General features: G+C 62.0%; 19 protein-coding genes and 1 tRNA gene. 15 read left to right on the top strand and 5 right to left on the bottom strand.

Features of this window, described 5'->3' with window-relative positions; all coding sequences use genetic code 11:
- The first annotated feature begins 21 nt into the window (after positions 1–21).
- The 10 genes from CRO06_RS00765 (at position 22) to CRO06_RS00720 (ending at position 11,340) form a co-directional block, all read left to right on the top strand.
- On the top strand, positions 22–1,341 hold the full coding sequence (locus CRO06_RS00765; protein ID WP_309599191.1) for an N-acetylmuramoyl-L-alanine amidase: 1,320 nt from the start codon (positions 22–24) through the stop codon (positions 1,339–1,341).
- A gap of 48 nt (positions 1,342–1,389) precedes the next feature.
- Positions 1,390–3,237 carry a DNA mismatch repair endonuclease MutL gene (gene mutL / locus CRO06_RS00760; protein WP_097057492.1) on the top strand — a complete coding sequence of 616 codons (1,848 nt, stop codon included), beginning with the start codon at positions 1,390–1,392 and terminating at the stop codon, positions 3,235–3,237.
- Between the two features lie 69 nt (positions 3,238–3,306).
- Positions 3,307–4,278 (top strand): tRNA (adenosine(37)-N6)-dimethylallyltransferase MiaA, encoded by a 972-nt coding sequence (miaA, locus tag CRO06_RS00755; RefSeq protein ID WP_258954034.1) that lies wholly within the window; start codon positions 3,307–3,309, stop codon positions 4,276–4,278.
- 200 nt (positions 4,279–4,478) lie between these two features.
- Positions 4,479–4,778, top strand: coding sequence for an RNA chaperone Hfq (hfq, locus tag CRO06_RS00750; RefSeq protein WP_022993856.1), 300 nt, complete (start codon positions 4,479–4,481; stop codon positions 4,776–4,778).
- 156 nt (positions 4,779–4,934) lie between these two features.
- Positions 4,935–6,302, top strand: a complete 1,368-nt coding sequence (gene hflX, locus CRO06_RS00745; protein ID WP_022993855.1) for a ribosome rescue GTPase HflX — start codon at positions 4,935–4,937, stop codon at positions 6,300–6,302.
- 11 nt (positions 6,303–6,313) lie between these two features.
- Positions 6,314–7,498, top strand: coding sequence for an FtsH protease activity modulator HflK (gene hflK / locus CRO06_RS00740; RefSeq protein ID WP_097057491.1), 1,185 nt, complete (start codon positions 6,314–6,316; stop codon positions 7,496–7,498).
- Positions 7,498–8,559 carry a protease modulator HflC gene (hflC, locus tag CRO06_RS00735; protein ID WP_022993853.1) on the top strand — a complete coding sequence of 354 codons (1,062 nt, stop codon included), beginning with the start codon at positions 7,498–7,500 and terminating at the stop codon, positions 8,557–8,559. The genes hflK and hflC overlap by 1 nt, the downstream gene beginning before the upstream one ends.
- Positions 8,560–8,634: 75 nt before the next feature.
- Positions 8,635–8,832, top strand: a complete 198-nt coding sequence (locus CRO06_RS00730; RefSeq protein ID WP_022993852.1) for a DUF2065 domain-containing protein — start codon at positions 8,635–8,637, stop codon at positions 8,830–8,832.
- A 16-nt stretch (positions 8,833–8,848) separates the two neighbouring features.
- Entirely contained in the window at positions 8,849–10,027 is a 1,179-nt protein-coding gene (locus tag CRO06_RS00725; protein ID WP_022993851.1) for an ATP phosphoribosyltransferase regulatory subunit, read from the top strand.
- A 20-nt stretch (positions 10,028–10,047) separates the two neighbouring features.
- A complete protein-coding gene (locus CRO06_RS00720; RefSeq protein WP_026949431.1) occupies positions 10,048–11,340 on the top strand; it encodes an adenylosuccinate synthase in 1,293 nt (430 codons plus the stop codon).
- 80 nt (positions 11,341–11,420) lie between these two features.
- Here the strand turns inward: CRO06_RS00720 and CRO06_RS00715 are convergent, their stop codons facing one another.
- Together CRO06_RS00715 and CRO06_RS00710 are read right to left on the bottom strand one after the other, a co-directional pair.
- Entirely contained in the window at positions 11,421–13,028 is a 1,608-nt protein-coding gene (locus tag CRO06_RS00715) for a hypothetical protein (protein WP_218839848.1), read from the bottom strand.
- A 127-nt stretch (positions 13,029–13,155) separates the two neighbouring features.
- Positions 13,156–14,925 carry a PhoX family protein gene (locus CRO06_RS00710; protein WP_026949433.1) on the bottom strand — a complete coding sequence of 590 codons (1,770 nt, stop codon included), beginning with the start codon at positions 14,923–14,925 and terminating at the stop codon, positions 13,156–13,158.
- Positions 14,926–15,224: 299 nt separating this feature from the next.
- Between CRO06_RS00710 and CRO06_RS00705 the strand changes: the two genes are divergently transcribed.
- The 3 genes from CRO06_RS00705 to CRO06_RS00695 all read left to right on the top strand — a co-directional run bounded on the left by CRO06_RS00705 (position 15,225) and on the right by CRO06_RS00695 (position 18,944).
- Complete coding sequence (locus CRO06_RS00705; protein WP_097057488.1) at positions 15,225–16,685, top strand: alkaline phosphatase; 1,461 nt, start codon at positions 15,225–15,227, stop codon at positions 16,683–16,685.
- 26 nt (positions 16,686–16,711) lie between these two features.
- Positions 16,712–18,118: an alkaline phosphatase gene (locus tag CRO06_RS00700; RefSeq protein WP_097057487.1), complete on the top strand. Its 1,407-nt coding sequence runs from the start codon at positions 16,712–16,714 to the stop codon at positions 18,116–18,118.
- Between the two features lie 127 nt (positions 18,119–18,245).
- The gene (locus CRO06_RS00695; RefSeq protein WP_022993845.1) at positions 18,246–18,944 is read left to right on the top strand and encodes a hypothetical protein; all 699 of its coding nucleotides are present in this window, start codon (positions 18,246–18,248) and stop codon (positions 18,942–18,944) included.
- Positions 18,945–18,971: 27 nt separating this feature from the next.
- Here CRO06_RS00695 and CRO06_RS00690 read toward each other — a convergent pair whose 3' ends face one another.
- From CRO06_RS00690 to CRO06_RS00680, 3 genes are all read right to left on the bottom strand, one after another.
- Positions 18,972–19,226 (bottom strand): hypothetical protein, encoded by a 255-nt coding sequence (locus tag CRO06_RS00690; protein ID WP_022993844.1) that lies wholly within the window; start codon positions 19,224–19,226, stop codon positions 18,972–18,974.
- Between the two features lie 88 nt (positions 19,227–19,314).
- Positions 19,315–21,072: an alkaline phosphatase D family protein gene (locus CRO06_RS00685; RefSeq protein WP_097057486.1), complete on the bottom strand. Its 1,758-nt coding sequence runs from the start codon at positions 21,070–21,072 to the stop codon at positions 19,315–19,317.
- A gap of 304 nt (positions 21,073–21,376) precedes the next feature.
- Positions 21,377–21,463, bottom strand: a tRNA-Leu gene (locus tag CRO06_RS00680).
- A 240-nt stretch (positions 21,464–21,703) separates the two neighbouring features.
- On the opposite strand from CRO06_RS00680, the gene rnr reads away from it, so the two are divergent.
- Entirely contained in the window at positions 21,704–24,136 is a 2,433-nt protein-coding gene (rnr, locus tag CRO06_RS00675; protein ID WP_022993842.1) for a ribonuclease R, read from the top strand.
- A complete protein-coding gene (rlmB, locus tag CRO06_RS00670) occupies positions 24,133–24,942 on the top strand; it encodes a 23S rRNA (guanosine(2251)-2'-O)-methyltransferase RlmB (protein ID WP_425319663.1) in 810 nt (269 codons plus the stop codon). The genes rnr and rlmB overlap by 4 nt, the downstream gene beginning before the upstream one ends.
- Positions 24,943–24,992: the final 50 nt, after the last annotated feature.

The following is a 24,992-nucleotide window of genomic DNA, read 5'->3' as shown; positions in this document are numbered from 1 at the left end:
CAGCGAAAGTCCGTCCGCGGAATGATGGCATGGCGTCTGCTTCTCGGCATGCTGGGCGGCCTTCTGACGATGGCGGCACAGGCGGCGGTGAAAGTGGATTCCGTGCGCATGCACCGGGCTCCGGATCATACCCGGGTGGTGTTTGATCTGCCGGACCCGGTGGAGCACAAAGTGGACGTCCTCGCCAACCCGGACCGGGTGGTGGTGGACCTGATGGACACCGATTTCAACTTTGACGTGAAAACGCTGGATGCGGGTAACGGGCCGGTGGCGGATATCCGTGTGGGACAGCATGCGGACAAAACCCGCATCGTATTCGACCTCAAGGCGGCGGTGCGGCCGCGCACCAATCTGCTGAAACCGGTAGCGCCGCATGGCTGGCGTCTGGTGGTGGATCTCTTCGACAAGGATCCGCCGCCGGCGAAGACCATTCCCAAACCCAAGGCCTCGGCGGAAAAGCCCCGTGAAATGATCGTCGCGGTGGATGCCGGGCATGGCGGCGAGGATCCCGGCGCCCGAGGACCCCGGGGCACCAAGGAAAAAGTGGTGGTGCTGCAGATCGCCAAGAAGATCTACAACATGATCAACAACGAGCCTGGCATGCGCGCGGTACTGGTGCGTGATGGCGACTACTATGTGCCGCTGGCGGAGCGCCGACGCATCGCCCGTGAGGATAATCACGCCGACGTGTTCATCTCGATCCACGCCGATGCCTTCACCGATGCCCGCGCCCGGGGCGCCAGTGTGTTCGCGCTGTCCAACAGCGGTGCCACCAGTGCCCGGGCCCGTTATCTGGCCAAGATCGCCAACGAATCCGACCGCGTCGCCGGGGTCTACGAGGAAGAGAAGGACGACTCCAACCTGCTCAGCGTGCTGGCGGACATGCGCATGTCCGGCTCCATGGCGCACAGTCTCTATCTGGGGCGGCAGATCCTGCAGGAATTCAACGGTGTCACCAAGCTGCATGGAGACCGGACCACGGTGGAGCAGGCCGGCTTCGCCGTATTGAAGGAGCCGGAAATGGTATCGGTGCTGGTGGAGACCGGGTTTATTTCCAACCGCGAGGAAGAGGGCCTGCTGCGTTCCAGTACCCACCAGGCTCGTATCGCCAGGGCGGTGACCAATGGCGTTAAACGCTATTTCCAGACCCACCCGGCTCCGAACAGCTACTTCGCCGCCCAGCGCCGGCAGCAGGGGGATCAGTACCGTATCCAGCCCGGTGATACCCTGTCCGCCATCGCCCGTGCCCATCAGGTGTCCGAGGACGCCTTGCGCGCCGCCAACAATCTCAACGGCGACCGTATCGTGGTGGGGCAGTTGCTGACCATTCCGGGCTCCTGATCCCGGAAAGCGGAAATAAAGCAGGGGCCGCGACCCCGGGAGACCATTTTGTCCAAGATTCAACTGCTGGATTCCCGCCTCGCCAACCAGATCGCCGCGGGCGAGGTGGTGGAACGGCCGGCGTCGGTACTCAAGGAACTGCTGGAAAATGCCTTGGATGCCGGTGCCCGGCAGATCACCGTGGACGTGGAGCAGGGCGGCACCAAGCTGATCCGGGTTCGCGACGACGGCGGCGGCATCGAGCGGGACGAACTGCCGTTGGCGTTGTCCCGGCACGCCACCAGCAAGATCCATGTGGCCGAGGACCTGGAAGCCATCGGTACCCTGGGGTTCCGCGGTGAGGCGCTGGCGGCGATCAGTTCGGTGTCGCGGCTGAGCCTGACCAGCAACACCGGTGAGCAGGCGGAAGGCTGGGAAGTGGTGGTGGAAGGCCGCGACATGGCCCCGTCGGTGACGCCGGCGGGGCATCCGCGCGGCACCACCGTGACCATGCGTGACCTGTTCTTCAACACCCCGGCCCGGCGTCGCTTCCTGCGCACCGAGAAAACCGAGTTCAACCATCTGGAGGAAGTGTTCCGGCGCATCGCCCTGAGTGAGTTCCAGACCGGGTTCCGGCTCAGCCACAACCAGAAAGTGGTGCATCAACTGCCCAGTGGCGACAACGAGGCGCTGCGGGCTGCCCGGGTGGCGCGATTGTGCGGCAGTGCCTTCATGGAACAATCGATGCCGGTGGACGTGTCCCACGCCGGCCTGCGCCTGCACGGCTGGCTCGGACTGCCGACCTTCTCCCGTTCCCAGGCGGATCTGCAGTACTTTTACGTCAATGGCCGGGTGATTCGCGACAAGGTGGTCAGCCACGCGGTACGGCAGGCCTACTCCGATGTGCTCTACCATGGCCGCCACCCGGCGTTCGTGCTGTTCCTGGAACTGGATCCGGCCCTGGTGGATGTGAACGTGCACCCCACCAAGCACGAAGTGCGTTTCCGCGAGCAGCGCATGGTCCATGACTTCCTCTATCGGACCCTGCATCGGGCGATCGCCGAGGTGCGCCCGGCGGACCGGCTGGATGTGCCGGCGTCACCGCAGGCCATGCCGTCCTGGTCAGCGCCGACTCAAGGCGCCATGCCGTTGACTCAGGCCCGCGACAGTGGGGCGGGTGTCAGTGGAAATGGGTACCAGGGTGGGGGCGCGGCGCCGGCTTATCGCCCGCCGCCATCGGTTGCCGATGGTGACCGCCAGGCCAGTGCCTATGGTTCGCTGGTGACGCCCCGCCCGGAAGCCATGCCGATGCCGGCGCCGGAACCGGGCCAGACGCCGCCGCTGGGCTACGCGGTGGCGCAGATCCACGGCATTTTCATCATTGCTGAGAACGAGCACGGCATGGTGCTGGTGGATATGCACGCGGCCCATGAGCGCATCACCTATGAGCGGCTCAAGCGGGACTGGGCCGAGGAGAAAGTGCGTGGGCAGCCCTTACTGGTGCCGGTGTCCATGGCGGTGTCGTCACGGGAGGCGGATTTCGCCGAGCAGCAGCCGGAAGTGTTCCAGCGTCTCGGTTTCGCGGTGGAGCGGGCCGGGCCGGAAACCCTGATGGTGCGGGAAGTGCCGGTGTTGCTGCGTAACGCCGACAGCGAGACGCTGGTTCGCGATGTGCTTTCCGATCTGCTCGCCCACGGCAGCAGTGAGCGTATCGAGCAGCATCTGGATGCGCTGTTGTCCTCCATGGCCTGCCACGGCAGCGTACGCGCCAACCGCAAGCTGACCATTCCGGAGATGAACGCCCTGCTGCGGGACATGGAAGCCACCGAGCGTTCCGGGCAATGCAACCATGGTCGCCCGACCTGGACCCAGATGAGTGTCAAGGACCTGGATCGCCTGTTCATGCGGGGGCAGTAAGTGAGCGCTGGACGCTCGATGCCGGGCGCCGGACGCCGAAAGAACGAGCGCGGACCGGTTGTCTTCCTCATGGGCCCCACGGGCGCGGGCAAAACGGCTCTCGCCATGGACGCCGTAAGCCGGCTGCCAATGGAAATCATCAATGTGGACTCCGCTTTGGTGTATCGGGGGTTGGAAATCGGTGCCGCATGCCCCACTAAGGAAGAACTGGCGAAGGCGCCCCACCGGTTATTGGGGTTCCGGGATCCGTCGGAGCCCTATTCGGCGGCGGATTTTCGAACTGACGCGCTGGCCGAGATCGAGGATATCCAGCGGCGCGGTAAAGTGCCGCTGCTGGTGGGCGGCACCATGCTGTATTTCAAGGCCCTGGCGGACGGGCTGGCGCCGATGCCGCCGGCGGACCCGGCGGTGCGGGCGGAAATCGCCGCCCTGGCCGAGCGGGAAGGCTGGCCCGCGGTGCACGCGGAGCTGGCCCGGGTCGACCCGGCCAGCGCCGGGCGCCTTAAACCCGGTGATCGGCAGCGGCTGCAGCGGGCGTTGGAAGTGTACCGGCTCACCGGCGAGCCGCTATCGGCGTTCCATGCCCGGCACGAGACCCGCGCGGAAGCTCTGGAACAGGGTTTTTATCGTTTCAGTGGCCTGCCCTCGCCGGTACTGAGTCTGGCGGTGGCGCCGCCGCGTGAGGAATTGCATCGGCGTATCGAGCAGCGCTTCCACGCCATGCTGCGGGACGGGTTGCTGGAAGAAGTGGAAAGACTGTTCCACCGCGGCGATTTGCACGAAAACCTGCCGGCGATCAAAGCCGTGGGCTACCGACAGGTATGGGCCTATTTGGACGGCCAATGGGATTACCCGACCATGGTCGAAAAAGGTATCATTGCGACACGCCAGCTGGCGAAACGGCAGCTCACCTGGTTGCGAAAATGGCCTGGATTGCAGTGGTACGACAGTACCGAGGAGAACCAGCGCAAGGCGTGCGCGGCGCGGCTTGCGCAGGTTTGTAAATCCGTGTTTAGTAGCGGTGAGAATGATCTGGGGTGAAACTTTTTCAAGGTCATGTTGCCGGATGAATCAATGAACGGATTCAGGGCCCGGAGTCAGGGATGGCCGGTCTCGAAGGCCGGTCTCGGACGACCGGGGTATAACATTGAATTGAACACCCGCGGGACGCGGATTCAATGCGCTGATTGCCCGAACCGTTGGGCGCTACTTTTTATATTTGGATGCTGAGGAGAACTGCCATGTCAAAAGGGCATTCGCTACAAGACCCTTTTCTCAATGCGCTGAGAAAGGAACGTATTCCGGTTTCTATCTTTCTGGTTAACGGAATCAAACTGCAGGGGCAAATCGAGTCTTTCGACCAGTACGTGGTACTGCTGAAAAACGCGGTAAGCCAAATGGTGTATAAGCATGCCATTTCCACCGTGGTGCCCGCCCGCAACCCGCGTGCGTCCGGCGGTGGCAATCCGGCCATGCATGGCACCACCGGTGCCGCCGGCGGCGGCCAGGCTGGGGCGGGTGACGAATACGGTAATCAATAGCCGCGTCGCCTGTTCCGGCTTATGCAAAGCCACGCCCTTGCGGCGTGGCTTTGTTTTGTCGACCACCCGGCACGGCGCTGCCGCGGTGACGCCGGAAATCACATTCGGTCCGTCGTATTTGTGGCGTTCCCGCGGACTGTGGGTACACTGAGGTCCATGGATTTATTCGAACGTACTGAACAGGTACGCACCGGGGCTGGCGAACGGGCCATTCTGGTGCACATGGACCTGCCCGACGCCTTCGGGCGGGAGGATCTGGAGGAATTCCATCATCTGGTGGTGTCCAGTGGCGTGGTGCCCGTGGCGGAATTGCTGGGTAAGCGCGACCGCCCTGATCCGGCGCTGTTCATCGGCAGTGGCAAGAGCGAGGAGCTGGCCGAACTGGTACGCCAGGAAGAGGCCGATGTGGTGCTGTTCAACCACGCGCTCAGTCCGGCCCAGGAGCGCAATCTGGAGCGGGCGGCGAAATGCCGGGTGCTTGACCGTACCGGCCTGATCCTGGATATCTTCGCCCAGCGTGCCCGTACCCACGAAGGGCGTCTGCAGGTGGAATTGGCCCAATTGCGGCATCTGGCTTCAAGGCTGGTGCGCGGCTGGACCCACCTGGAGCGGCAAAAGGGTGGTATTGGCCTGCGTGGCCCCGGGGAAACACAGCTGGAAACGGACCGCCGCCTGATCCGGGATCGTATCCGTGCCATTGAGGCCCGTCTGGAGAAGGTGCGCAAGCAGCGAGAACAGGGGCGTCGGGCCCGAGACCGGTCGGAGACGCCGCTGATTTCCCTGGTGGGCTATACCAACGCCGGCAAGTCCACTCTGTTCAATGCGCTGACCACCGGCGAGGTTTATGTGGCGGACCAGCTGTTCGCCACTTTGGACCCGACCCTGCGCAAGGTGCGGGTGCCGGGTGTGGGGCCGGCGATTCTGGCGGATACGGTGGGTTTCATCCGCCATTTGCCTCACCGGTTGGTGGAAGCCTTCCGGGCCACCCTGGAGGAAACCATCAACGCTTCCTTGCTGCTCCATATCACGGATTGCAGCGCCGAAGAGCGTGACGATAACGTGGCGTCGGTGAATGAGGTGCTGGAAGAGATCGGCGCCGACCAGGTGCCGGTGTTGCATGTTTATAACAAGGTGGATCGTTTCGGTGAGACGCCCCGGCTGGACCGGGATGAACAGGGGCGGCCGTGGAGAGTGTGGCTGTCGGCCCGGGAGCAGCAAGGGTTCGATTTGTTGCACCAGGCGATTGCCGAACGTCTGGCTGAACACTGGGTGGACCGGTGGCTGCGTTTGCCGCCGGAGGCCGGGCGCTTGAGAGCGCGTTTGCATGAGGCGGGCGAGGTGCTGGCGGAGGAAGCCGGCACCGACGGCGCCATGTTGCTGAGGGTGCATCTGAACCGGGTGCACTTTGAACGCCTGCTGCGAGAAGCGGGTCTCAGCGAAAAGGATGTATTGGTGTCCGCGCCTCAGGTTGCAGAGGGCTCGGCCCATTCCTACAATCCAGAACGCTCGCACAAAGCGGGATAACGGAGAAATCAATGGCCTGGAATGAACCTGGCGGCAATAAACCCAGGGATCCCTGGGGTGGGGGCGGTGGCGGAGATCAACGTCCACCCGATCTCGATGAAGCGCTGAAGAACCTGAAGGATCGCATCAACGGTCTGTTCGGAGGTAAAGGCGGCGGTGGCGGCGGCAAACGAGGCGCTGGCGTACCGAAAGGACTACTGATCATCGTCGCTCTGGTGCTGGTGGTCGGCTATGTGATGATGGGCTTTTACCAGGTGGACCAGCGGGAGCAGGGCGTGGTGCTGCGCTTCGGCAAGTTCAATCGCATGGTGGAGCCGGGCCTGAACTGGCGCGCGCCGGTGATTGAACAGGCGATGAAGGTGGATGTGAGCCAGAACCGCAGCTATGAATTGAGCGAGGAAATGCTCACCCGCGACACCAATATCGTTTCCGTGACCCTGGGCGTTCAATACAAGGTGCTGGATCCCCAGGCTTTCCTGCTGCGAGTGGCATCGCCGGAGGCCATTCTTGAACATGCCACCAGCTCCGCCCTGCGCCATGTGGTGGGCAGTTCCACCATGGACGGCGTGCTCAAGGACGAACGTGAAGATATTCGTCTGGAAGTGCGCAAGCGGCTGCAGGAGTACCTGGATCGCTACAACACCGGCCTGGTGATCAACCAGGTGGTGCTGGACCGTACCGCGGCGCCGGATGCCGTGCGTGACGCCTTTGACGACGTGGCCAAGGCCCGCGAGGATGAGGACCGCTTCAAGAAGGAAGCGGAAGCCTATTACAACGCGATCATTCCGCAGGCTCGTGGTAAGGCCGCCCGGATCACCGAGGAAGCCAAGGCTTACAAAGCCAAGGTGGTGGCCGAAGCCCAGGGTAACGCCGCGCGCTTCGAGGACCTGGTGGCCGAATACGAAAAAGCGCCGACCATCACCCGGCACCGCCTTTACCTGGACACCATCACGGAAGTGCTGGGCGCGTCCAGCAAGGTTCTGGTTGACGTGAAAAATGGCAATAACCTGATGTATCTGCCCCTGGATCAACTGATGAAGCCCAGGGAGGCACAAGGGGCCGGCAAAAGCGGCACGGGATCCTCTTCCAGCGGGGCGTCGCGCACCAGCACCGACGCCGGTGCCGATGACGGTGGAAGCAGCGGGCGCCAGGCGCCACGCAGCCTGTACAACACCAACCGCACGGAGATTCGCTGATGGGTACACGCAGTTGGCTGATGCTGGTGGCGGTGGGTGTGCTGTTGCTGCTGGCATTTGATTCGTTCTATATCGTCAATGAAACCGAGAAGGCGGTGCTCAAGCGCTTCAGCCGGATCGAAAGCACGGACATCAAACCCGGGCTGTATCCCAAGGTGCCTCTGATCGACGAAGTGATTCGCGTGGATGGCCGCCTGTTGACCCATGATGTGCCGACGCAGTCTTTCCTGACCGGCGAGAAGAAACTGCTCAACGTGGATGCTTTCGTGACCTGGCGCATCGCCGATGTCCAACGTTATATCGTCAGTGTCGGTGCCGGCTCCAACAACAGCATGGTGATGGAGCGCCGCGCCCGGGAACTGCTGGATCCGCGTGTCAACGAGGCGCTGCGGAACCAGTTCGCCGCCCGCACCGTGCAGGAAGTGGTGGCCGGTCGGGGCGGTGAGTTGCCCGATGAGGCGCTGGACCCAACGGCGGTGAGCACCGGTGAGATTCTCGATAAGACCGAGCAGGAACTGGTCAACGAACAGGACGAGGAGTTCCGCAAGAAGGTAGAGGAAAAGGGCGCCACCCAGGCGTTGCTGGAGGACAAGCACGATCAGCGTGAGAAGCTGATGAACTCGGTGGCCGAGGAAGTGAATGCCGCCACTCTCCAGGATCTGGGCATCGAGGTGGTGGACGTGCGCGTCAAGCAGGTGGACTGGCCGGATGAAGTGCGTGGCCGGGTGTTCGACCGGATGCGCGCGGAGCGGGCCAGGGATGCCGCCGAGCACCGTTCCGAGGGGCGCGAGGAAGCGGAGCGGATTCGTGCCGCGGCCGATCGTGAGGAAACCGAGATCGTGGCGCGGGCCTACGAAGAAGCCCAGAAAGTCCGTGGTGAAGGGGATGCCCTGGCCACCGGAATTTACGCCCGGGCCTATTCCCGCGATGAAGAGTTCTTCCGCTTCTACCGCAGCCTGCAAGCCTATCGGGAAAGCTTCAAATCGCCCAATGACATCCTGCTGCTGGAACCGGACAGCGATTTCTTCAGGTATCTGAAGGACTCCGAGGGCGGCCGTTAGTCGTCGGCCCTTGGTCCATGGTAGAATGCCGTAACCGGGTGCCTGGCACCCGGTTTTTTTGTGAACAGGCTCCGGATGGACTGGATTCTGCTGATCAAGGCGTTGTGTCTGGTGCTGGTGATCGAGGGGTTGCCTCTGGCACTGGCTCCGGAGCGCATGCGCCGCGCCGCCCTCGAACTGGCCCGTCTGGATGGCCGGATACTGCGCGTCTGTGGCCTGGTGGCCATGGCGGTTGGCGCGGGTATCCTGCTGCTCCTGCGGCCGGGCATGTGACTTTGAGAGCATGACAATGAATCAGGAAGAACAGTGGTTGCTCCCCGATGGCGTGGAAGAAGTCCTTCCCGAACGCGCCAGGGCCATCGAGCACCTGCGGCGCCGGGCGCTGGACCTGTACCAGTCCTGGGGCTACGAGCTGGTATTTCCGCCGCTCATCGAATTCCTGGAATCCCTGCTCAACGGCGCCGGCCGTGACCTGGAGCGGGAAACCTTCAAGATTACCGATCAACTCAGTGGCCGCCTGATGGGCGTGCGCGCGGATATGACGCCCCAGGTGGCGCGCATGGATGCCCATAGCCTGCGGCACGGCGCACCGACGCGGCTGTGCTACTGCTCCACCGCGCTGCGGGCCCGCCCGGCCCAGGCCGGCGGCAGCCGCGTGCCTTATCAGCTGGGCGTGGAGCTGTTCGGCCATGATGGCGCCGAAAGTGATCTGGAAGTCATTCTGCTGATGCTGGAAACCATGGCTCTGGCCGGAATCCAGGATCGGGTGGTGCTGGACCTTGGCCACGTCGGCATTTTCCGCTCCCTGGTGGCGGCCTGCGATCTGACCGCCGCCGACCAGGCCCGTCTGGAAGACATCTACTTGCGCAAGGCGCGCACGGAACTGGATGCGTTTCTGACCGAGCGGACGCTGCCGGCGGCGGCCAGCCGGGCGCTGGCGGAACTGCCTTTCCTGGACGGCGACAGTGCCGTGTTCGGGCACGCCCGGGCGTTGCTGGCGGATTTCCCCGAGGCCCTGGCGGCACTGGCCGCCCTTGAGGCGCTGGCTGAAGCGCTGGCCGGTTGTCCGGCCCGGTTGCACCTGGATCTCGGTGAGCTGCGCGGCTATCACTACCATACCGGTGTGGTGCTGGCGGTTTATCTGCCCGGTGACAGCGAACCGCTGGCCAAGGGCGGCCGCTATGATCATATCGGTGAAGTGTTTGGCCGGGCTCGCCCGGCCACCGGCTTCAGTGCCGACCTGAAGAAACTGGCGGCTTTGGCCGCCGTGCCCCGGGGGGGCGGTGTGCTCGCCCGGGGCAAGCTGTCCGATGCCGCTTTCGCCGCCAAGGTGGCGGCGTTGCGCGCGGATGGTGAACGTGTGGTGCTGGCTCTGCCCGGCGCCGATAACGACCCCGGCGAACTGGGGTGTGACCGGCAACTGGTGGCCGCCGACAATGGCTGGACCATTCAACCCATTTCCTCCTGAACAGCGAAGCAGCGATAGCCATGGGCAAGAACGTCGTAATTCTCGGTACCCAATGGGGTGATGAAGGCAAGGGCAAGATCGTCGATCTGCTCACCGATCAGGTGGCCTACGTGGCCCGTTTCCAAGGCGGGCATAATGCCGGCCATACCCTGGTGATCGATGGCAAGAAGACCGTGCTGCATCTGATTCCGTCCGGCATTCTTCGCGACGGCGTGCAGTGCATGATCGGTAACGGCGTGGTGCTGGCGCCGGACGCTTTGCTCAAGGAAATGCGGGGGCTGGAGGAGCAGGGCGTGCCCGTGCGCGAGCGTCTGCGTCTGTCTTCCGCCTGCCCGCTGATTCTGCCGGTGCACGTGGCGCTGGATCAGGCCCGTGAGGTGGCGCGCGGTGCCCAGAAGATCGGCACCACGGGGCGCGGCATCGGTCCGGCATACGAAGACAAAGTAGCGCGCCGCGGCGTGCGTCTTGGTGATCTGTTCCACCGCGAACGGTTCGCCGCCAAGCTGGGCGAGGTGATGGACTACCATAACTTCATCCTGCGCAGCTTTTACAACGCCGAGCCGGTGGATTTCCAGAAGACGCTGGACGACCTGCTGGCCATGGCGGAAGAGCTGCGCCCGATGGTGTGCGATGTCACCGCGGAGCTGCATCACGCGCGCGAGCGTGGTGAAAACATCATGTTCGAGGGCGCCCAGGGCACGCTGCTGGACATCGACCACGGCACCTACCCCTACGTGACCAGTTCCAACACCACCGCTGGCGGTGCCGCCACCGGTTCCGGCTTCGGCCCGCTGTATCTTGATTACGTGCTGGGGATTACCAAGGCCTATACCACCCGGGTAGGTGGCGGCCCCTTCCCCACCGAGCTGTTCGACGAGACCGGCCGCTATCTGGCCGAAAAAGGCCACGAGTTCGGTGCCACCACCGGCCGCGCCCGGCGTTGCGGCTGGTTTGACGCCATCGCTTTGAAGCGGGCTATCCAGATCAACTCGATCAGTGGTCTGTGTCTGACCAAGCTGGACGTGCTGGATGGCCTGGAAGAAGTGCGTATCTGCGTGGGCTATAAAAACGCCGCCGGTGACAAACTGGAGTGCGCCTGGGACGCGGACAGCTACGCCGAAGTGACGCCGGTATACGAATCCCTGCCGGGCTGGAAGGAATCGACCCTGGGTGTGAAGAAGCTCGAGGACCTGCCGGAAAATGCGCAGGCCTATCTCAAACGCATCGAGGAAGTGACCGGCGCGCCCATCGATATTATTTCCACCGGACCGGACCGGGTGGAAACCATCATCAAGCGTAATCCGTTCTCCTGAGTTCCGCTTCGGCTGATAAAAAAGGCCGGCAATAGCCGGCCTTTTTTATATCTGTGCCCCGTCCTGAATAGAGTTGACTCTCAGTCCGTGTCAGCGGACCAATCCAGTCGAATTTCATAGCCGTCGATGCGTTTTTCCGGTTTCAGGGGTGTGATGTCGTCCGGGTTGATATGACGGAACACGTTTTCCGCCGGCGCCAGAGTGGCATCGCGGCCGTACAGGAAGCTCTGTTCCTCGACGATCAACTTGTAGGCCTTGTTCAGTGATAGGGCGCGGTCGCGGCTCGGCGTGATCAGCTCGTAGACATCGGCTTTGGCTACTTTTTCCAGATCGATACTGCCGTCCTCGTTGAACCAGCGTGTTTGCATTTCACCATTCTCACGGAACTCGTTACCGCCACCGACCAGACCGAGGTATTGGGCGATTTCACCCAGCGGTTGATTCAGTGCCGGCGCATCCGGCATGCCTTTCAGATCGATGTAGCCCCAACCCTCGGCACCGGTGACTTTGCGCGGGAAGGCGAAGGTCTGGTCAATGGTGGTGCCAATGGTGGTATGGCAACCCATACAGAAACGCTGTTCCTGGTTGCTCTGCGGGCGCAGGCTGCCGTCCGCCTTTTCGATGAAGCCCAGCACCATCCAGCCAAAGCCGTTGTCCATGCCTCGATCGCCATGGTTGGCGTAGGTGGGCAGATTGCCTTCCATTTTTTCCTGGTGCTCGTTGGCGAACAGTGAGCGCAGGTGACTGGTGTCGTAGAAGCGGATTTTGTTCATGTAACGCACTTCCTTCATGCGCTTCGGCACCCCGATGGTGCCGTCCTCGCCCACGCCTACATAGCGTACCGTGTGCAGGAACTCAATGCCCACGGGGTACAGCATGTCCACCACTGGCACGTCCGCGGCGGCGCCCAGGTAGTGGTCGCGGCGCAGCAGGGTGGTGGCAGTGGCGAGCCGCCCGTCACCGTCCAGGTCCGTGCACACCGCTTGCTCGTCCAGGGGCGGGGTATCGATACTATCCAGCTCCTTGATCGCCATTTCCATCAGCGACAAATTGGCCAGATAGACGTCGCGGGATTCACCAGCCTGACAGGTGCTGGCGCGGAATTTTTCCGGCAGCCGCACCATGACGTCATCGGTACTGCCGTTGGTGGGCCAGAACGTGCTGGGCAGCGGCTTATAGTTAAACGCCACCCAGTTGCTGCCGTCCTTGGCGAAGCCCAGATCATCGAAAGCAGCGGAGCCGTTGGCCAGGTTCTCGATATAGGGTACCGGTCCGCTCCAGTCATTGGAGTCGGCGAGATTCTTCATGTAATCGGTGTAGTTGTCCTGGTTGATGTAGTCCAGGATTGCCTGGTCGTCCATTTTGGCCACGGCTTCGCGGCGGTCGACAAACAGGTTAAGCCAGTGATTGGTTTCCCCCAACTCGGAGAAATCGTAACTCCCTTGCAGGTAGCCGTCGCCCATGGTGTTGGGCCGGCCCCGGTCGGGGTAGGTTTGGTGGCAGGTGTAGCAGGGGTTGAACTGGCCCTCGGTGCGGGTATAGCACTGCGGCGGAATCGGTGCCTCCTGGTTATAAATGGTCGACAGGTTCGGCGGGAGTTTCCGCTCCAGGGCGGCGGCAGGTACCGTGTCGCCGATCTCTGTGTTGCTGTCGTTTTGATCGCAGCCGACGAGAGCGAGGCCGGCCATAGCGATTCCGGTCGCGTAAAGTAGTGCTTTCATGGTCGAGGAACCGATTGATTGAAAATAAAGTGTCAGAACGGAAAACGGGGAGGGCGCCAGACGCTCCTCCCCGGTATGGGTCCGAAGGGCGTACTCAGCCTTCCGGATCCAGCAACCACACCATGTTGTTTTCGTGACCGCCGGTGTCCTCGCCGATCAGCACGCGGCCATCGTTCATGACCGCTACGTTATCCGGGCCGGAAAGCCCGTCCACGCTGCAGGTGTTGGCGGCGTCCTCGGGCTGATACGGACCACCCAGCTCCACCATTTCCAGGCGGGCTACATCGTAGTTAGCGCCGAGAGGCATGCGGAACACACCACCACAGTTGGCATCTTCGTTGGTCAGCTGCACCAGGCCTTCGCTGTCAGTCATGGCACCGCTGATGTCGGACATGGCCACGTAGACGTAGGCCTGCGGACCGTCGCCTTCGACGCTTGCCTTGGCGCGCTCGATGTTGACGTTGATGCCTTCCATCTTGTTGAACTCGCCGGTGGCACCCAGGGCTACCGCCGCTTTGCGAGACTCCAGGAAGGCCACGCGATCATCGCCGAACGGGTTGGCAGCCACGTCGCCGCTGTTGTCCAGATCCTCGCCGAGCTTGCTCTCCGCCCAGTCGTCAATCTGTTGCTGACTAATGTAGCTGTTGGCACCTTCCGTGTAATCGTTCGGGGTGATGCCGTCGTATTCGTCCACCCAGCCCTCGATCTCGGCGTTGTTGCCGCTGGCCAACTCCACCCATTCGATATCGAAACCGGCCTGGGCGGCGTCCATGGGCACGGTGTCCTGTTGAACGGCGGCCGCGTACAGGGTGCCGCTGCTCAGGTCGCCGGCGGCGTCGGCCACGAATTTGAACAGGATCACGCCGCCGCCATCATCGCTCATATAGACGGTCTTCTGGTCGGGCATAACCACGGCGTTTTCGTGGGAGTAGCGACCCAGCGTGAAATGTTTTACCGGTGTCGGTGCACCAGTGGGGTCGGTGATTTCGACGATGTAGCCGTAATCGTAGGGGTTCGGGAAGGTGGCGTTGTAATCCGTGTTGATCTCGCCGGCCAGATAGTCCGCCAGATCCTGCGCCTGACCATAGTACGGGTAGTTTTCATTGTTCCAGTCAATGGTGTCGTCGAAGTACAGTTCTTCCGACGTCAGCGGGGTGTTCCAGGGGGACACGGTGCCGAAGCAGTTCACCCAGGTGCCGTTCACTGCCGAGAAATCCACCATGGAGGCATCATTATCCTGTACCGTCCAACGGCCATCCTGGTCGCGCATCAGGTGTAGCCGGCTCATACCCCCGGGGCGGTCTTCCCAGTTGGTGAACAGATAACCTTCGTTTTCGCTGACCGGGATCCAGCCATTGAAATCCGGGTCGTTGGAAACACGAATGGTGGCGCTGCCGTCCTTCACGTTGATGGCGCCCAGGCCGCTGGGTTCAGGCGCGCCGCCCCAGTCCTTGCCCTGCTGCCCCAGCACGTTGTAGCGGCCCAGGGCCACGCGCATCACCTGTTTCTCTTCGTCGGTTTCCGGCACGGAAACGGATTCGAAGGGTTCGTTGACATCGGCGCCTTCGATCACGCCTACGGTGGCCAGGCTGTAGGTGTTACCGTCCGCATCCTGGGTGACGTTGGCGTCGGAAGGATGCTGGATATTGGTGAAGACCTCTCCGTCTTCCTTCAAGAACAGCCCTGTGGCTTCCGCGCCAAGCGGCAGGGTGGCGATACGGGTCAGCCGTTCCATCTGCGGCTGCGGATCAGGGTCGCCGCCGACGTTGTCATCGTTGTCGCTGTCGCTACCGCAGCCGGTCAATGCCATGGAAATGGCAACCGCCAGCGCGCCCAGTTTAAAAGCGTCGTTCCTCAGAGACATGAATAGCTCCGTCTACTATTGTTTGGAATTGGGGTGCGAACAGAGTGGGGGGCGAGGATGGCGTTTTAATGAGAGAAAAATGACAAAAATATTTCTCGTGATCTGGAAATAGCGGCCGGCGACGAATTCAGGACTTCGATTTGCATGGCCCTTGCCGCACTGTGATTTGTTATATCGTTACATATAAAAGCAGATGACGGCCATTTCGCTGCACATTTCTGAAAGTATCTAAAAACTGTCATAAACATTTCGAATACTCCTTGCCGGGGTGGCCCCTTGCCCAGTTGGGGGCCGAAGACATGACGATGAGACAGGAAGTGCTGATGAAAATGCTCAAAATGGCGGGGCTCGCCCTGGCCGTAACGCTGACCGGATGCGGCAGTGACAGCGACAGCAATGATGCGCCGCCACCAGCCACCACCAAAAAAAACGTATTGTTTTTCCTGGGTGATGGCATGGGTATCACCACGTTGACCGCCATGCGCATCTTCGAGGCTGGCGAGGCGGGTAGCATCACTATCGATACACTGCCGGAAACCGCTTTCGTCCGTACCTACTCCGCGGATGGTCAGGTGACCGATAGCGCGCCCTCCATGGCCGCTTACATGACCGGCGTGAAGATGAAGAATGAAGTTATCTCCATGAGCACCGCCACCAATGCTTATGCACCGGACGGTTCCCAATACGTGGACGCTGACGGCAACAGCACTTGTGAGCAGGATAACGGCGCTCCGGTCGAAACGCTGCTGGAGCTGATGAAAGGGCAGGGATTCGCGACCGGCGTGGTCACCACCACCCGGGTTACTCACGCCACTCCGGCAACCACCTACGCCCATATCTGCAACCGGAATGGTGAAAACACCATCGCCGCGCAGATGGTGCCGGGCGGGGACGGCTTCAATGCCGCCCTTGGTGATGGTGTCGACGTCATGCTCGGTGGCGGCCGCCGTCACTTCCTGCCCGCGGATCAGAGCGGTCGCCGTACCGACGGCCGCAACCTGATCGAGGAAATGCAAGCCGCCGGCTATCAGTACGTGGACAACACCGATGCCTTGATGAGTGTGGCCGACGACACCAAAAAGTTGCTTGGCATTTTTACCAGCAGCGATATGAGCTATGAGCTTGACCGCATTCCCACGCAGGAGCCGAGCCTGGCGGAAATGACCGGCAAGGCCATCGATTTGCTCAGCCCCCGTGACAATGGCTTTTTTCTGATGGTAGAAGGCGGCCGTATTGACCATGCGCTGCACGCCACCAGTGCCAAGCGTGCCCTGACCGACGGCATCGCGTTCGATAACGCGGTAAAAACCGCGTTGGAGAAAATGGAAGAGATTGATCCGGGTCTGGAAAACACTTTGATCGTGGTCACCGCGGACCATGATCACACTCTGGTGATTAATGGTTACGCCGAGCGTACCGGCAAGACCACGGAGGAGCATGCCGGTGTTCTGGGCATGGTTCGTAACTACGCCAACGGTCCGAACAAAGGGGAGCCGCGCACCGATGTTGATGGTAACCCCTACACCATTCTCGGTTTCGGTAATGGCCCGAATCGTCCCGCTACCCGCGTCGCGTTGACGGAGACCCAAACCGCCGCGGATGACTACCTGCAGGAAGCGGTCATTCAGCTCAGCAGTGAAACCCACGGTGGTGGTGACGTATTCCTGGGGGCGGTTGGTATGGGGGCCGACGTCTTCCACGGTGTCATCGACAACACCGAAGTTTTCGGCAAGATCAAGGCCGCCCTGGATCTGGATTGAACCGCCAATTAAAGCAGGAGAGAAACATGAAACGTTCCGTTATTGGCGGTGCACTGATCTGCTGTGCCGCCTCTCTGATGACCCAGCCGGTCAGCGCCGCTCAGGCCAAGAACATTATTTTCTTCCTTGGTGACGGCATGGGCCCGGTAACACAAACCGCGGCACGCATTTACGCCGGTGAAAAAGCCGGACTGGAAGTGCCGGAGACCCATATACTGGCGATGGAAAAGCTGGACTACGCCGCGCGCATCAAGACCTACTCCGAGGACGCCCAGACCACCGACAGCGCTCCCGGTATGGCCAGTTATATGACCGGCATGAAATCCAAGAACGAAGTGATTTCGATGACGCCGGATACCAACCCCAACGATGATGATGGCAATCCGTACCAGAGCGATGGTGACAGCCTCTGCCCGGAAACCGGTAACGGTGAGGCGGCGGAAACCCTGCTCGAGATCCTCAAGGCCAAGGGCTACGGCACTGGCGTGGTGACCACCACGCGTATCACCCATGCAACGCCTGCTACTACCTATGCTCATATCTGTAACCGCAATGCTGAAAATACCATTGCCACGCAGATGGTGCCCGGCGGTGACGGTTATAACAGTGCGCTGGGGGCCGACGGTATCGATGTGATCCTGGGGGGTGGCCGCCGTCACTTCCTGCCGGCCCCCGAGGGGCGCCGCAGTGATGACCGCGATCTGATCATGGAAATGCAGGACGCCGGTTACACTTACGTGAGCAGTGGCTCGGAGCTGGGCAATGTCGATCCGGGCAGCACGGACAAACTGTTGGGTCTGTTCAACAGCAGTGATCTGAACTACGAGCTGGATCGGGTCAATAACGATTTGGATGAGCCGAGTCTGGCGGAGATGACCAGCACCGCCATCGATATCCTGTCCCGCAATCAGGACGGCTATTTCCTGATGGTGGAGGGCGGCCGTATCGACCACGCGCTGCACGGCACCAATGCCAAGCGCGCGCTGGAGGACACGCTGGCATTCGACCAGGCCATTGCCGCTGCCATGGAAAAAGTGGATCTGGACAATACTCTGATCATCGTTACCGCGGATCACGATCACGTCATGGCGTTCAATGGTTACTCCAAGATCGGTAATCCGGTGCTTGGCTTGTTGAAGGAATACCGCACCGGCGGGCTGGCGCTGGACGCTCAGGGCAAGCCCTTCACTACCCTGGTGTTCGGTAATGGCGGCGGCCCCCGTGAAGCGGATCGGGCCACGTTGACCGAGGACGAAGTGCTGCAGGACGATTACCTGCAGGAAGTGGGCGTGAAACTGGGTGGACCGGGCACTGAAACTCACGGTGGCGGTGATGTTCGCTTGAACGCGGGCGGCGCCGGCAGCGATTTGTTCAAAGGTACCCTGGATAACGTGGAAGTATTTGATTTGATCCACGAAGCCATGGGGCTCTGAGTTTTCCGGTGTTCACGGGTGGTCTTTCGGCCACCCTTTTTTATGACCGCCGTCCGTGGCGGTCACCCTTCGGGCCGTCGCGGAGCAACGTTAAAATTGCTCCCGGCAGTTTTTTATGGGTAGTTAAATGATGCTTGTTGGAAGAATCGAAAGTCTGGCCCGGCTGAGCATGCTGGGGGTGGTGATGGCCCTGGCCTGGCCGGCGGCCGCCTGGGCGGAAGCCGCTTCCGCATTGCGCGTGGAGTACCACCAGTGGCAGGTGGGCAAGGACGGTGTGCGGCAGGAGTTGTCCTACGCGGAAAAACTGTACCGGCAGGAAAACACCCTATGGGTGGAACGGGAAGTGCCCGAGGCGGCACAACGGGATCACGATGATCATCATCATGGTGGTCTTGGCCACAAACACGCCGACGTGGTAGGCGCGCCATTGTGGATTCAGCGGGATGACAGCGGCAACGTCGACGTCAAATTGGTGGATCGTTACGAACAGCGTCTGATCGATATCGCGCCGCCGTATTATGGCAACGTAGGCTACGACGGCCACTGGGTGGAAACCTGGGCGCTGGTGGATCCGGCCAGCCTGTCTTCCCTGGAGCCGTCCTCGGTGGCTGACGGTGTCGAAACCTACCAGATGCAACGTGGCTCCCAGCATATCACCCTGGTGTGGAATCCCGAGCGCCGCTACGCGGTGTCCATCCGTTCCCGGGACGAACACGGTTTGTCCGGCCGCACCATCGAGGCAAGGGAAATCGCCGATCCGGAGCCGGCTCCCTGGACTACCCTGAAAGGTTACAAGAACCGGGACTACTCGGACCTGCTTGATTGAGCGGTGGTGTAGAGAGCGTGAGCAGGCTCAGCGGCGTTTGATGATGATCAGCGCGATGGTGATGCCGAGGGCGGCGGCGGGAAACAGCAGCAGAAATTTCTGACGCCTCTCCGCCCGGGCTCGCTGTTCGTTGGCCTTTTGAATTTCCGGGTGTACCTCGGCCCGCGCGGTTGCCGGCAGATAGGCTGGCGCTTGCAAGGCCAGAAACAGGGCCAGTGCCAATACGGGCAGGCGACGGCCCCGGGAGGCATGAAGGGCGGGGGTGGCTTGATTCTTTTGCATAGGGACCACGTTATCGCTCGAGTCTGCGTGCGGCCCGGATATTGGGCCACTTCGGCGGCGTATGCAAGTTCACCATCCCCCGCTGTTTTCAGTCCGCCTGGGTCAGAGCCGGACTCCCTGCCTGCACCGTCATCGAATACCCGCGTGCCTCGTCCACCTGATAGTCGCTGCTTTTCACCGTGGATACAAAACGCCAGTCCGCCCGGGTTTCCTCGGCGGTGAAGGTGACTCGCAGATAACCGCGCTGGCTGGCGTTGAGGTACTGCAGGTCATCCACCAGCAGAGTGATGGCCTGCTCCGCCTGGGGAATGGCTTCGGTAGGTAATTGCAGATAGTACTCAAGGCCCGGCGAGGACACCGAGGCGGTGGCCAGTTCCACGCCGACGCTTTGCTTGCCCTCGCCGCCGTCAATGGTGAGATGGCTGGCCCAGGCATTGTGGGTGTCGCCGGCCAGCACCACCAGGTTCTTGCCCAACTGCTTGGCCGTTTGCAGCAGGACCTCGCGCTCGGCCATGTAGCCGTCCCAGGCGTCCAGGTTGTAGGGCAGGACAGTGGTGATACGGGCGATCTCTTCCTCGGTCAGGGTTGGGTCGCCTTGCAGATAGCGTCCTTTCAGAGTGGTCAGTTCTTCAATAAGGGTGACCAGCTCGGGGGCCGGAGCCAGCAGGCCCTGCAGCATTTCCGCGGGCATCAGCATGCGTCCCATCAGCACTTGCTGGCCCAGTACCTGCCAGGTGGCGCTGGAGGTGGCAAGTGCCTCACTGAGCCAGTTCAACTGCGTGGTGCCGAGCAGGTGCCGATTAGGATCGGTGACCGCGGCGGTGAACGCCTCCGCGTCGAGGCCGGTATCAGTCAGGTAATCGGTATAGCTGAGCTGCTCGTCCCGGCCGATGATGCGGGTGTCGAGCATGTGCAGGCTGACCAGGTCGCCATAGTGGAAGCTGCGGTAGATGATTTCCCGGTCGTTGTCGTCGAACGGCCGGATCGGCATCCACTCGAAGTAGGCTTGCAGGGCGCGCTGCTTGCGCATCAGATAATCGCCTTCGGTGGCCGGATCGTGGTTCTCGGCGCCTTCCATCCAGGCGTCGTTGGCGATTTCGTGGTCATCCCAAACGGCGATGAACGGCGCCTTGGCGTGAAGGGCCTGCAGGTCCGGGTCGGTGCGGTAGAGCGCATAGCGGCGGCGGTAATCCACCAATTGGATCATTTCCAGGTCGTTGTTTTCCGGCAGGGCGCGGCCCATCTCCTCGGCCTGGTCGCCGTCGTAGCCGTCGGTGGCGTACTCATAGAGGTAGTCACCCAGATGCAGTACCGCATCCAGCCGTGCTTCCTTGGCGGCCTCGGCGTAGACATGGAAAAAGCCCGCTGGATAGTTGGAGCAGGACAGCACCGCGAAGGTGACCTGATCCACATTGCCTTCCGGCAGGGTGCGGGTAACGCCTACCGGGGAGGTGACGCCGGCGGCATGGAAGCGGTAGTAGTAGGTTTTGCCGGGCTCCAGCCCTTGAACATCCACCTTGAGGGTATAGTCGTAGGCTTGCCGGACCTCGGTGCTGTCCTCATTGACCAGTTGAGTGAAGTCCGCGTCACTGGCCACTTCCCAGCTCACGGATACCGGTGAGGTATCACCGTCTTCCGGGGTCACCCGGGTCCACAGAATGACGCCCTGGGTCTGCGGGTCGCCGCTGGCGACGCCATGGTGGAACGCCACCAGGCGCTCATTGCCATTGTCCGAATTGCGGTTTGAGGACGAGCCGCCGCAGCCGGTCAGGCCGGAGGATACCACCACCGCGCCCATGCCCAGCGCCGAGGCACGAATAAAATCACGACGAGTAAGGCGTCTCATAGTGCTCTTCCCTGTCAGGTTATTGGGTGGGAGCGATGCTAATGAGCCGCTATGACGGTTTTATGTTGGTTGTTGTATATGGGAAGGAGGGGGGTGAGGAGGGAGCGTGGGCTGAACCTCGCCATAACGAAAAAAGGCTCCCGTTTGGGAGCCTTTTTAAATTGGTGCCGAGGAGAGGGCGGAAAGCATGGCTTTGCGCGCCCACGCCACAGCGGGATATCGCCCGCTGTGAGTCTTTGCGTGGGCCGGGAGTCCGAACCTCGCCGAAACAAAAAAGGCTCCCGTTTGGGAGCCTTTTTTAAATTGGTGCCGAGGAGAGGACTTGAACCTCCACGGGGTTGCCCCCACTAGCACCTGAAGCTAGCGTGTCTACCAATTTCACCACCTCGGCTTGGCGTGAAAGGCTGAAAAAATCAGGCCGTTCATCGCGAAAGCGCGTGCATTCTAGTATATGATGGCCCGATGTCAAACGGTTTCTGCAAAAAAGTCGTCCCATTTGCTTCATATTGGTTTCATCTCCGGCGCCCACAACGCCTTGCCAGGGAGACCGGCTTGCCACGTTTTTCCCACGAGCCAAATTGAGGCGCATTATGCGCCGGCCAACCCATACATTTGTTTTTGAGGGTATTGAATGTCATCAAAAAAACGCTACACGGATCCCCACGCGGATCGGGAAGCGGCGAAATACGAGAATCCGGTTCCCAGCCGAGAGTTGATCCTTGAAGTGTTGAATGACCAGGGCAAGCCGCTGGATCAGCGGCAACTGGCGGAACTGCTGGCGGTGGGCGAAGACGGCCTGATTGGCCTGGAGCGCCGGCTCAAGGCCATGCTCCGTGACGGCCAGCTGGTGGAAAACCGCAACGGTAAACTGGGTATCGTCTCTCGCATGAATCTGGTCGCCGGTACCGTGCAGGGCCACCGCGACGGGTTCGGTTTCCTGATCCCCGATGATCGCAGCCTGTCCGATCTGTTCCTGGCGCCGCGCCAGATGGAAAAGGTCATGGACGGCGACCGGGTGCTGGTGAACGAAGCAGGCTTCAACCGCTTCGGCAAGCGCGAGGCGCGTATTGTCGAGATCGCCGAACGGGCGGTGACCGAGGTGGTTGGCCGTTTCCGTCGCGAGGCGGGGGTCAGTTTCATCGAGCCGGAGAACCGGCGTATCGCCAAGGAAGTTCTGGTGGAGGACCATAATGGCCTCAAACCGAGCCCGGGCGATCACGTTCGCGGCGTCATCACCCAGTATCCTTCGCGTGACCATCATGTGCTGGTGCGACTGGAGGAGATCATTGCCACGCCGGATCAGCCGGGGATGGAAGTGGAGGTGGCGCTGCGCCGCTTTGAGATCCCCTACCAGTGGCCGGAAGGGGTGGAAGAAGCCGCCGCCCGCTTTGGCGCGGAAGTGCCCCATGAGGCCAAGGCTCATCGGGTCGATCTGCGCGACCTGCCGCTGGTGACCATCGATGGCGAGGATGCCCGCGATTTCGACGATGCCGTATACGTGTCCCGCCGCCGCCGTGGCGGCTGGCGCCTGATCGTCGCCATCGCCGACGTCAGCCACTATGTGCATCCCAACAGTCCGCTGGATAACGAAGCTCACAAGCGTGGCAATTCGGTGTATTTCCCCAACCGGGTGGTGCCGATGCTGCCGGAGGCGCTGTCCAACGGGCTGTGTTCACTCAACCCCCATGTGGACCGGCTGTGTCTCTATTGCGACATGCTGGTCTCCGCCAACGGCCGGGTATCGCGCTTTGTGTTTCGCGAAGGGGTGATGCGCTCCCGCCACCGCCTGACCTATACCAAGGTCGGGGCGATGATCGAGGAACCGGAATCCGAGCTGGCCCAGGAAACGGTGGCGTCGCTGGACGACGAGTCCATCGATATGATCTGGTCCTTCCACGAGATGTTCCAGGCTCTGCGCAGCCGCCGGGAGTTGCGTGGCGCCATCGACTTCGACAGCGACGAGAGCCGGATTCTCTACGACGAGAATCAGAAGATTCGCGCCATCGTGCCGGTGGTGCGCAATGTGGCGCATATCATGATCGAGGAAGCGATGCTGGCGGCCAACATCTGTGCCGCCCGCCTGCTGGAGAAGGCCGATGTGGCGACGCTCTACCGTAATCACGAGCCGCCCAAGGAAGAGCGCCTGAGCAATCTGCAGCAGTTCCTCGGCGGGCTTGGGCTGAGCCTGGCCTGGTCCGACGGGCCAATCCTGCCGAGCGTGTTCCAGGCACTGGGCGGGGACATCGCCGAGCGCCCGGACCGGCAGGTGATTCAGACCATGATGTTGCGCTCCATGAGCCAGGCCAAATACGAGGCCGGCAACAAAGGGCATTTCGGTCTGGCTTACAACGCCTATACCCATTTTACCTCGCCGATCCGGCGTTACCCGGATCTGCTCGTGCACCGGGCCATCCGCTATCTGATCCGCTCCGGCGCCGACAGTCCCCATGTGGACAATCCCGGCGAGCTGCCGGCGATTCCGCGCGAACGCATCCTGCCTTACAGTCCGGCGGACATGGTGACCATGGGCGAGCACTGCTCGATGACCGAGCGGCGCGCGGATGACGCCACCCGTGATGTGGTGCAGTGGCTCAAGTGCCAATATATGGAGGAGCACCTGGGGCAGGAATTCGATGGGGTGATCAGCGGCGTGGCGGCTTTCGGGCTGTTTGTCCAAATCAACGATCTGCATATCGACGGCCTGGTGCATGTGGCCAACCTGGATAGCGATTACTACCGCTTCGATGACGTCAACATGGTGCTGGTGGGGGAATCCTCCGGGCGCCGTTATGGTCTCGGTGACGCGGTCTGCGTGAAGGTGGCCGGGGTGCACACCGAAGAGCGCAAGATCGACCTGGAACTGATCAGCTCCACGTCCGCGCGGCCGGGAAAGAAAGGCCGCTCCGGCAAGGCCAAGAAGGCCGCCAAGGCGCCGAAACAGGCCGCCGAGCCGGCCGCCAAGGGCGGCGGCACCCGGGAAAAGCTGGCCAAGGGCGAGATTCCCAAGGACGGTAAGCGCAAGCCCAAGTCCAAGTCCGCCCGCCGGGGGCGCCGTCGCGGATGAGCAAGCGTCCCTCCGCCCCGCCCCGGGGCAAATCGGGGTCCCGTAAAGGTGCCATGGACAAGCCGGTGATGTACTCCGGTATCCATGCGGTGGAATCGCTGCTGCGGCACCGGCCGGAAGCGGTCCTGGAGCTGTTTGTCCTGGACCGCCGGGCCGAACGTGGCGAGGCCCGCCTGGATGCGTTGATGCAACAGGCGCTGGGTCAGGGCATAGCGGTGCAGTCCGCGCGCCGGGAATCGTTGGAGAAGCTGGCGGGCCCGCAGAATCAGGGCGTGGTGGCCCGGGCCCGGCCGCGCGTGCCGGGCGGGGAATCCGAATTGGCGGTCTTGCTGGATGGGCTTGAGAGGCCGCCCTTGCTGCTGATCCTGGAGGGCGTCACGGACCCTCATAATCTGGGGGCCTGCCTGCGCAGCGCCGACGCCGCCGGTGTCGATGCGGTGATTGTGCCGCGCCGCCACGCCGCCGGGCTGACACCGGTGGCCTGCCGCAGCGCCGCCGGCGCCGCCGAATCGCTGCGATACTTCGAGGTGGGCAATCTGGCCCAGTTGCTGGCGGCGCTGCAGGAACGGGGCATCCGTGTGGCCGGGGCGGCCCTGGATCAGCGCAGTGTGTCCTTGTTCGACTACCAGCCCGATCCGGGCCTGGCGGTGGTCATGGGCGCCGAAGGCGAGGGGCTGCGGCGCCTGACCTTGGAGCGCTGCGATGACCTGGTGTCGATCCCCATGGCCGGCGATGTGCAGAGCCTGAACGTGTCCGTGGCCACCGGGGTGATGCTGTTCCACCTCCGTGCCCGCGGCCGCTCTTGAGCCCGCGCGCCTTCTGAGATAGAATCCCCGCCCTTCGCCTGCCGCCAACC

Origin of the sequence: Alloalcanivorax xenomutans (assembly GCF_900217905.1) — a bacterium.
GTDB lineage: Bacteria > Pseudomonadota > Gammaproteobacteria > Pseudomonadales > Alcanivoracaceae > Alloalcanivorax > Alloalcanivorax xenomutans.
The sequence above is the reverse complement of the archived record's forward strand: the minus strand, read 5'-3'. Positions and strand labels throughout refer to the sequence as shown.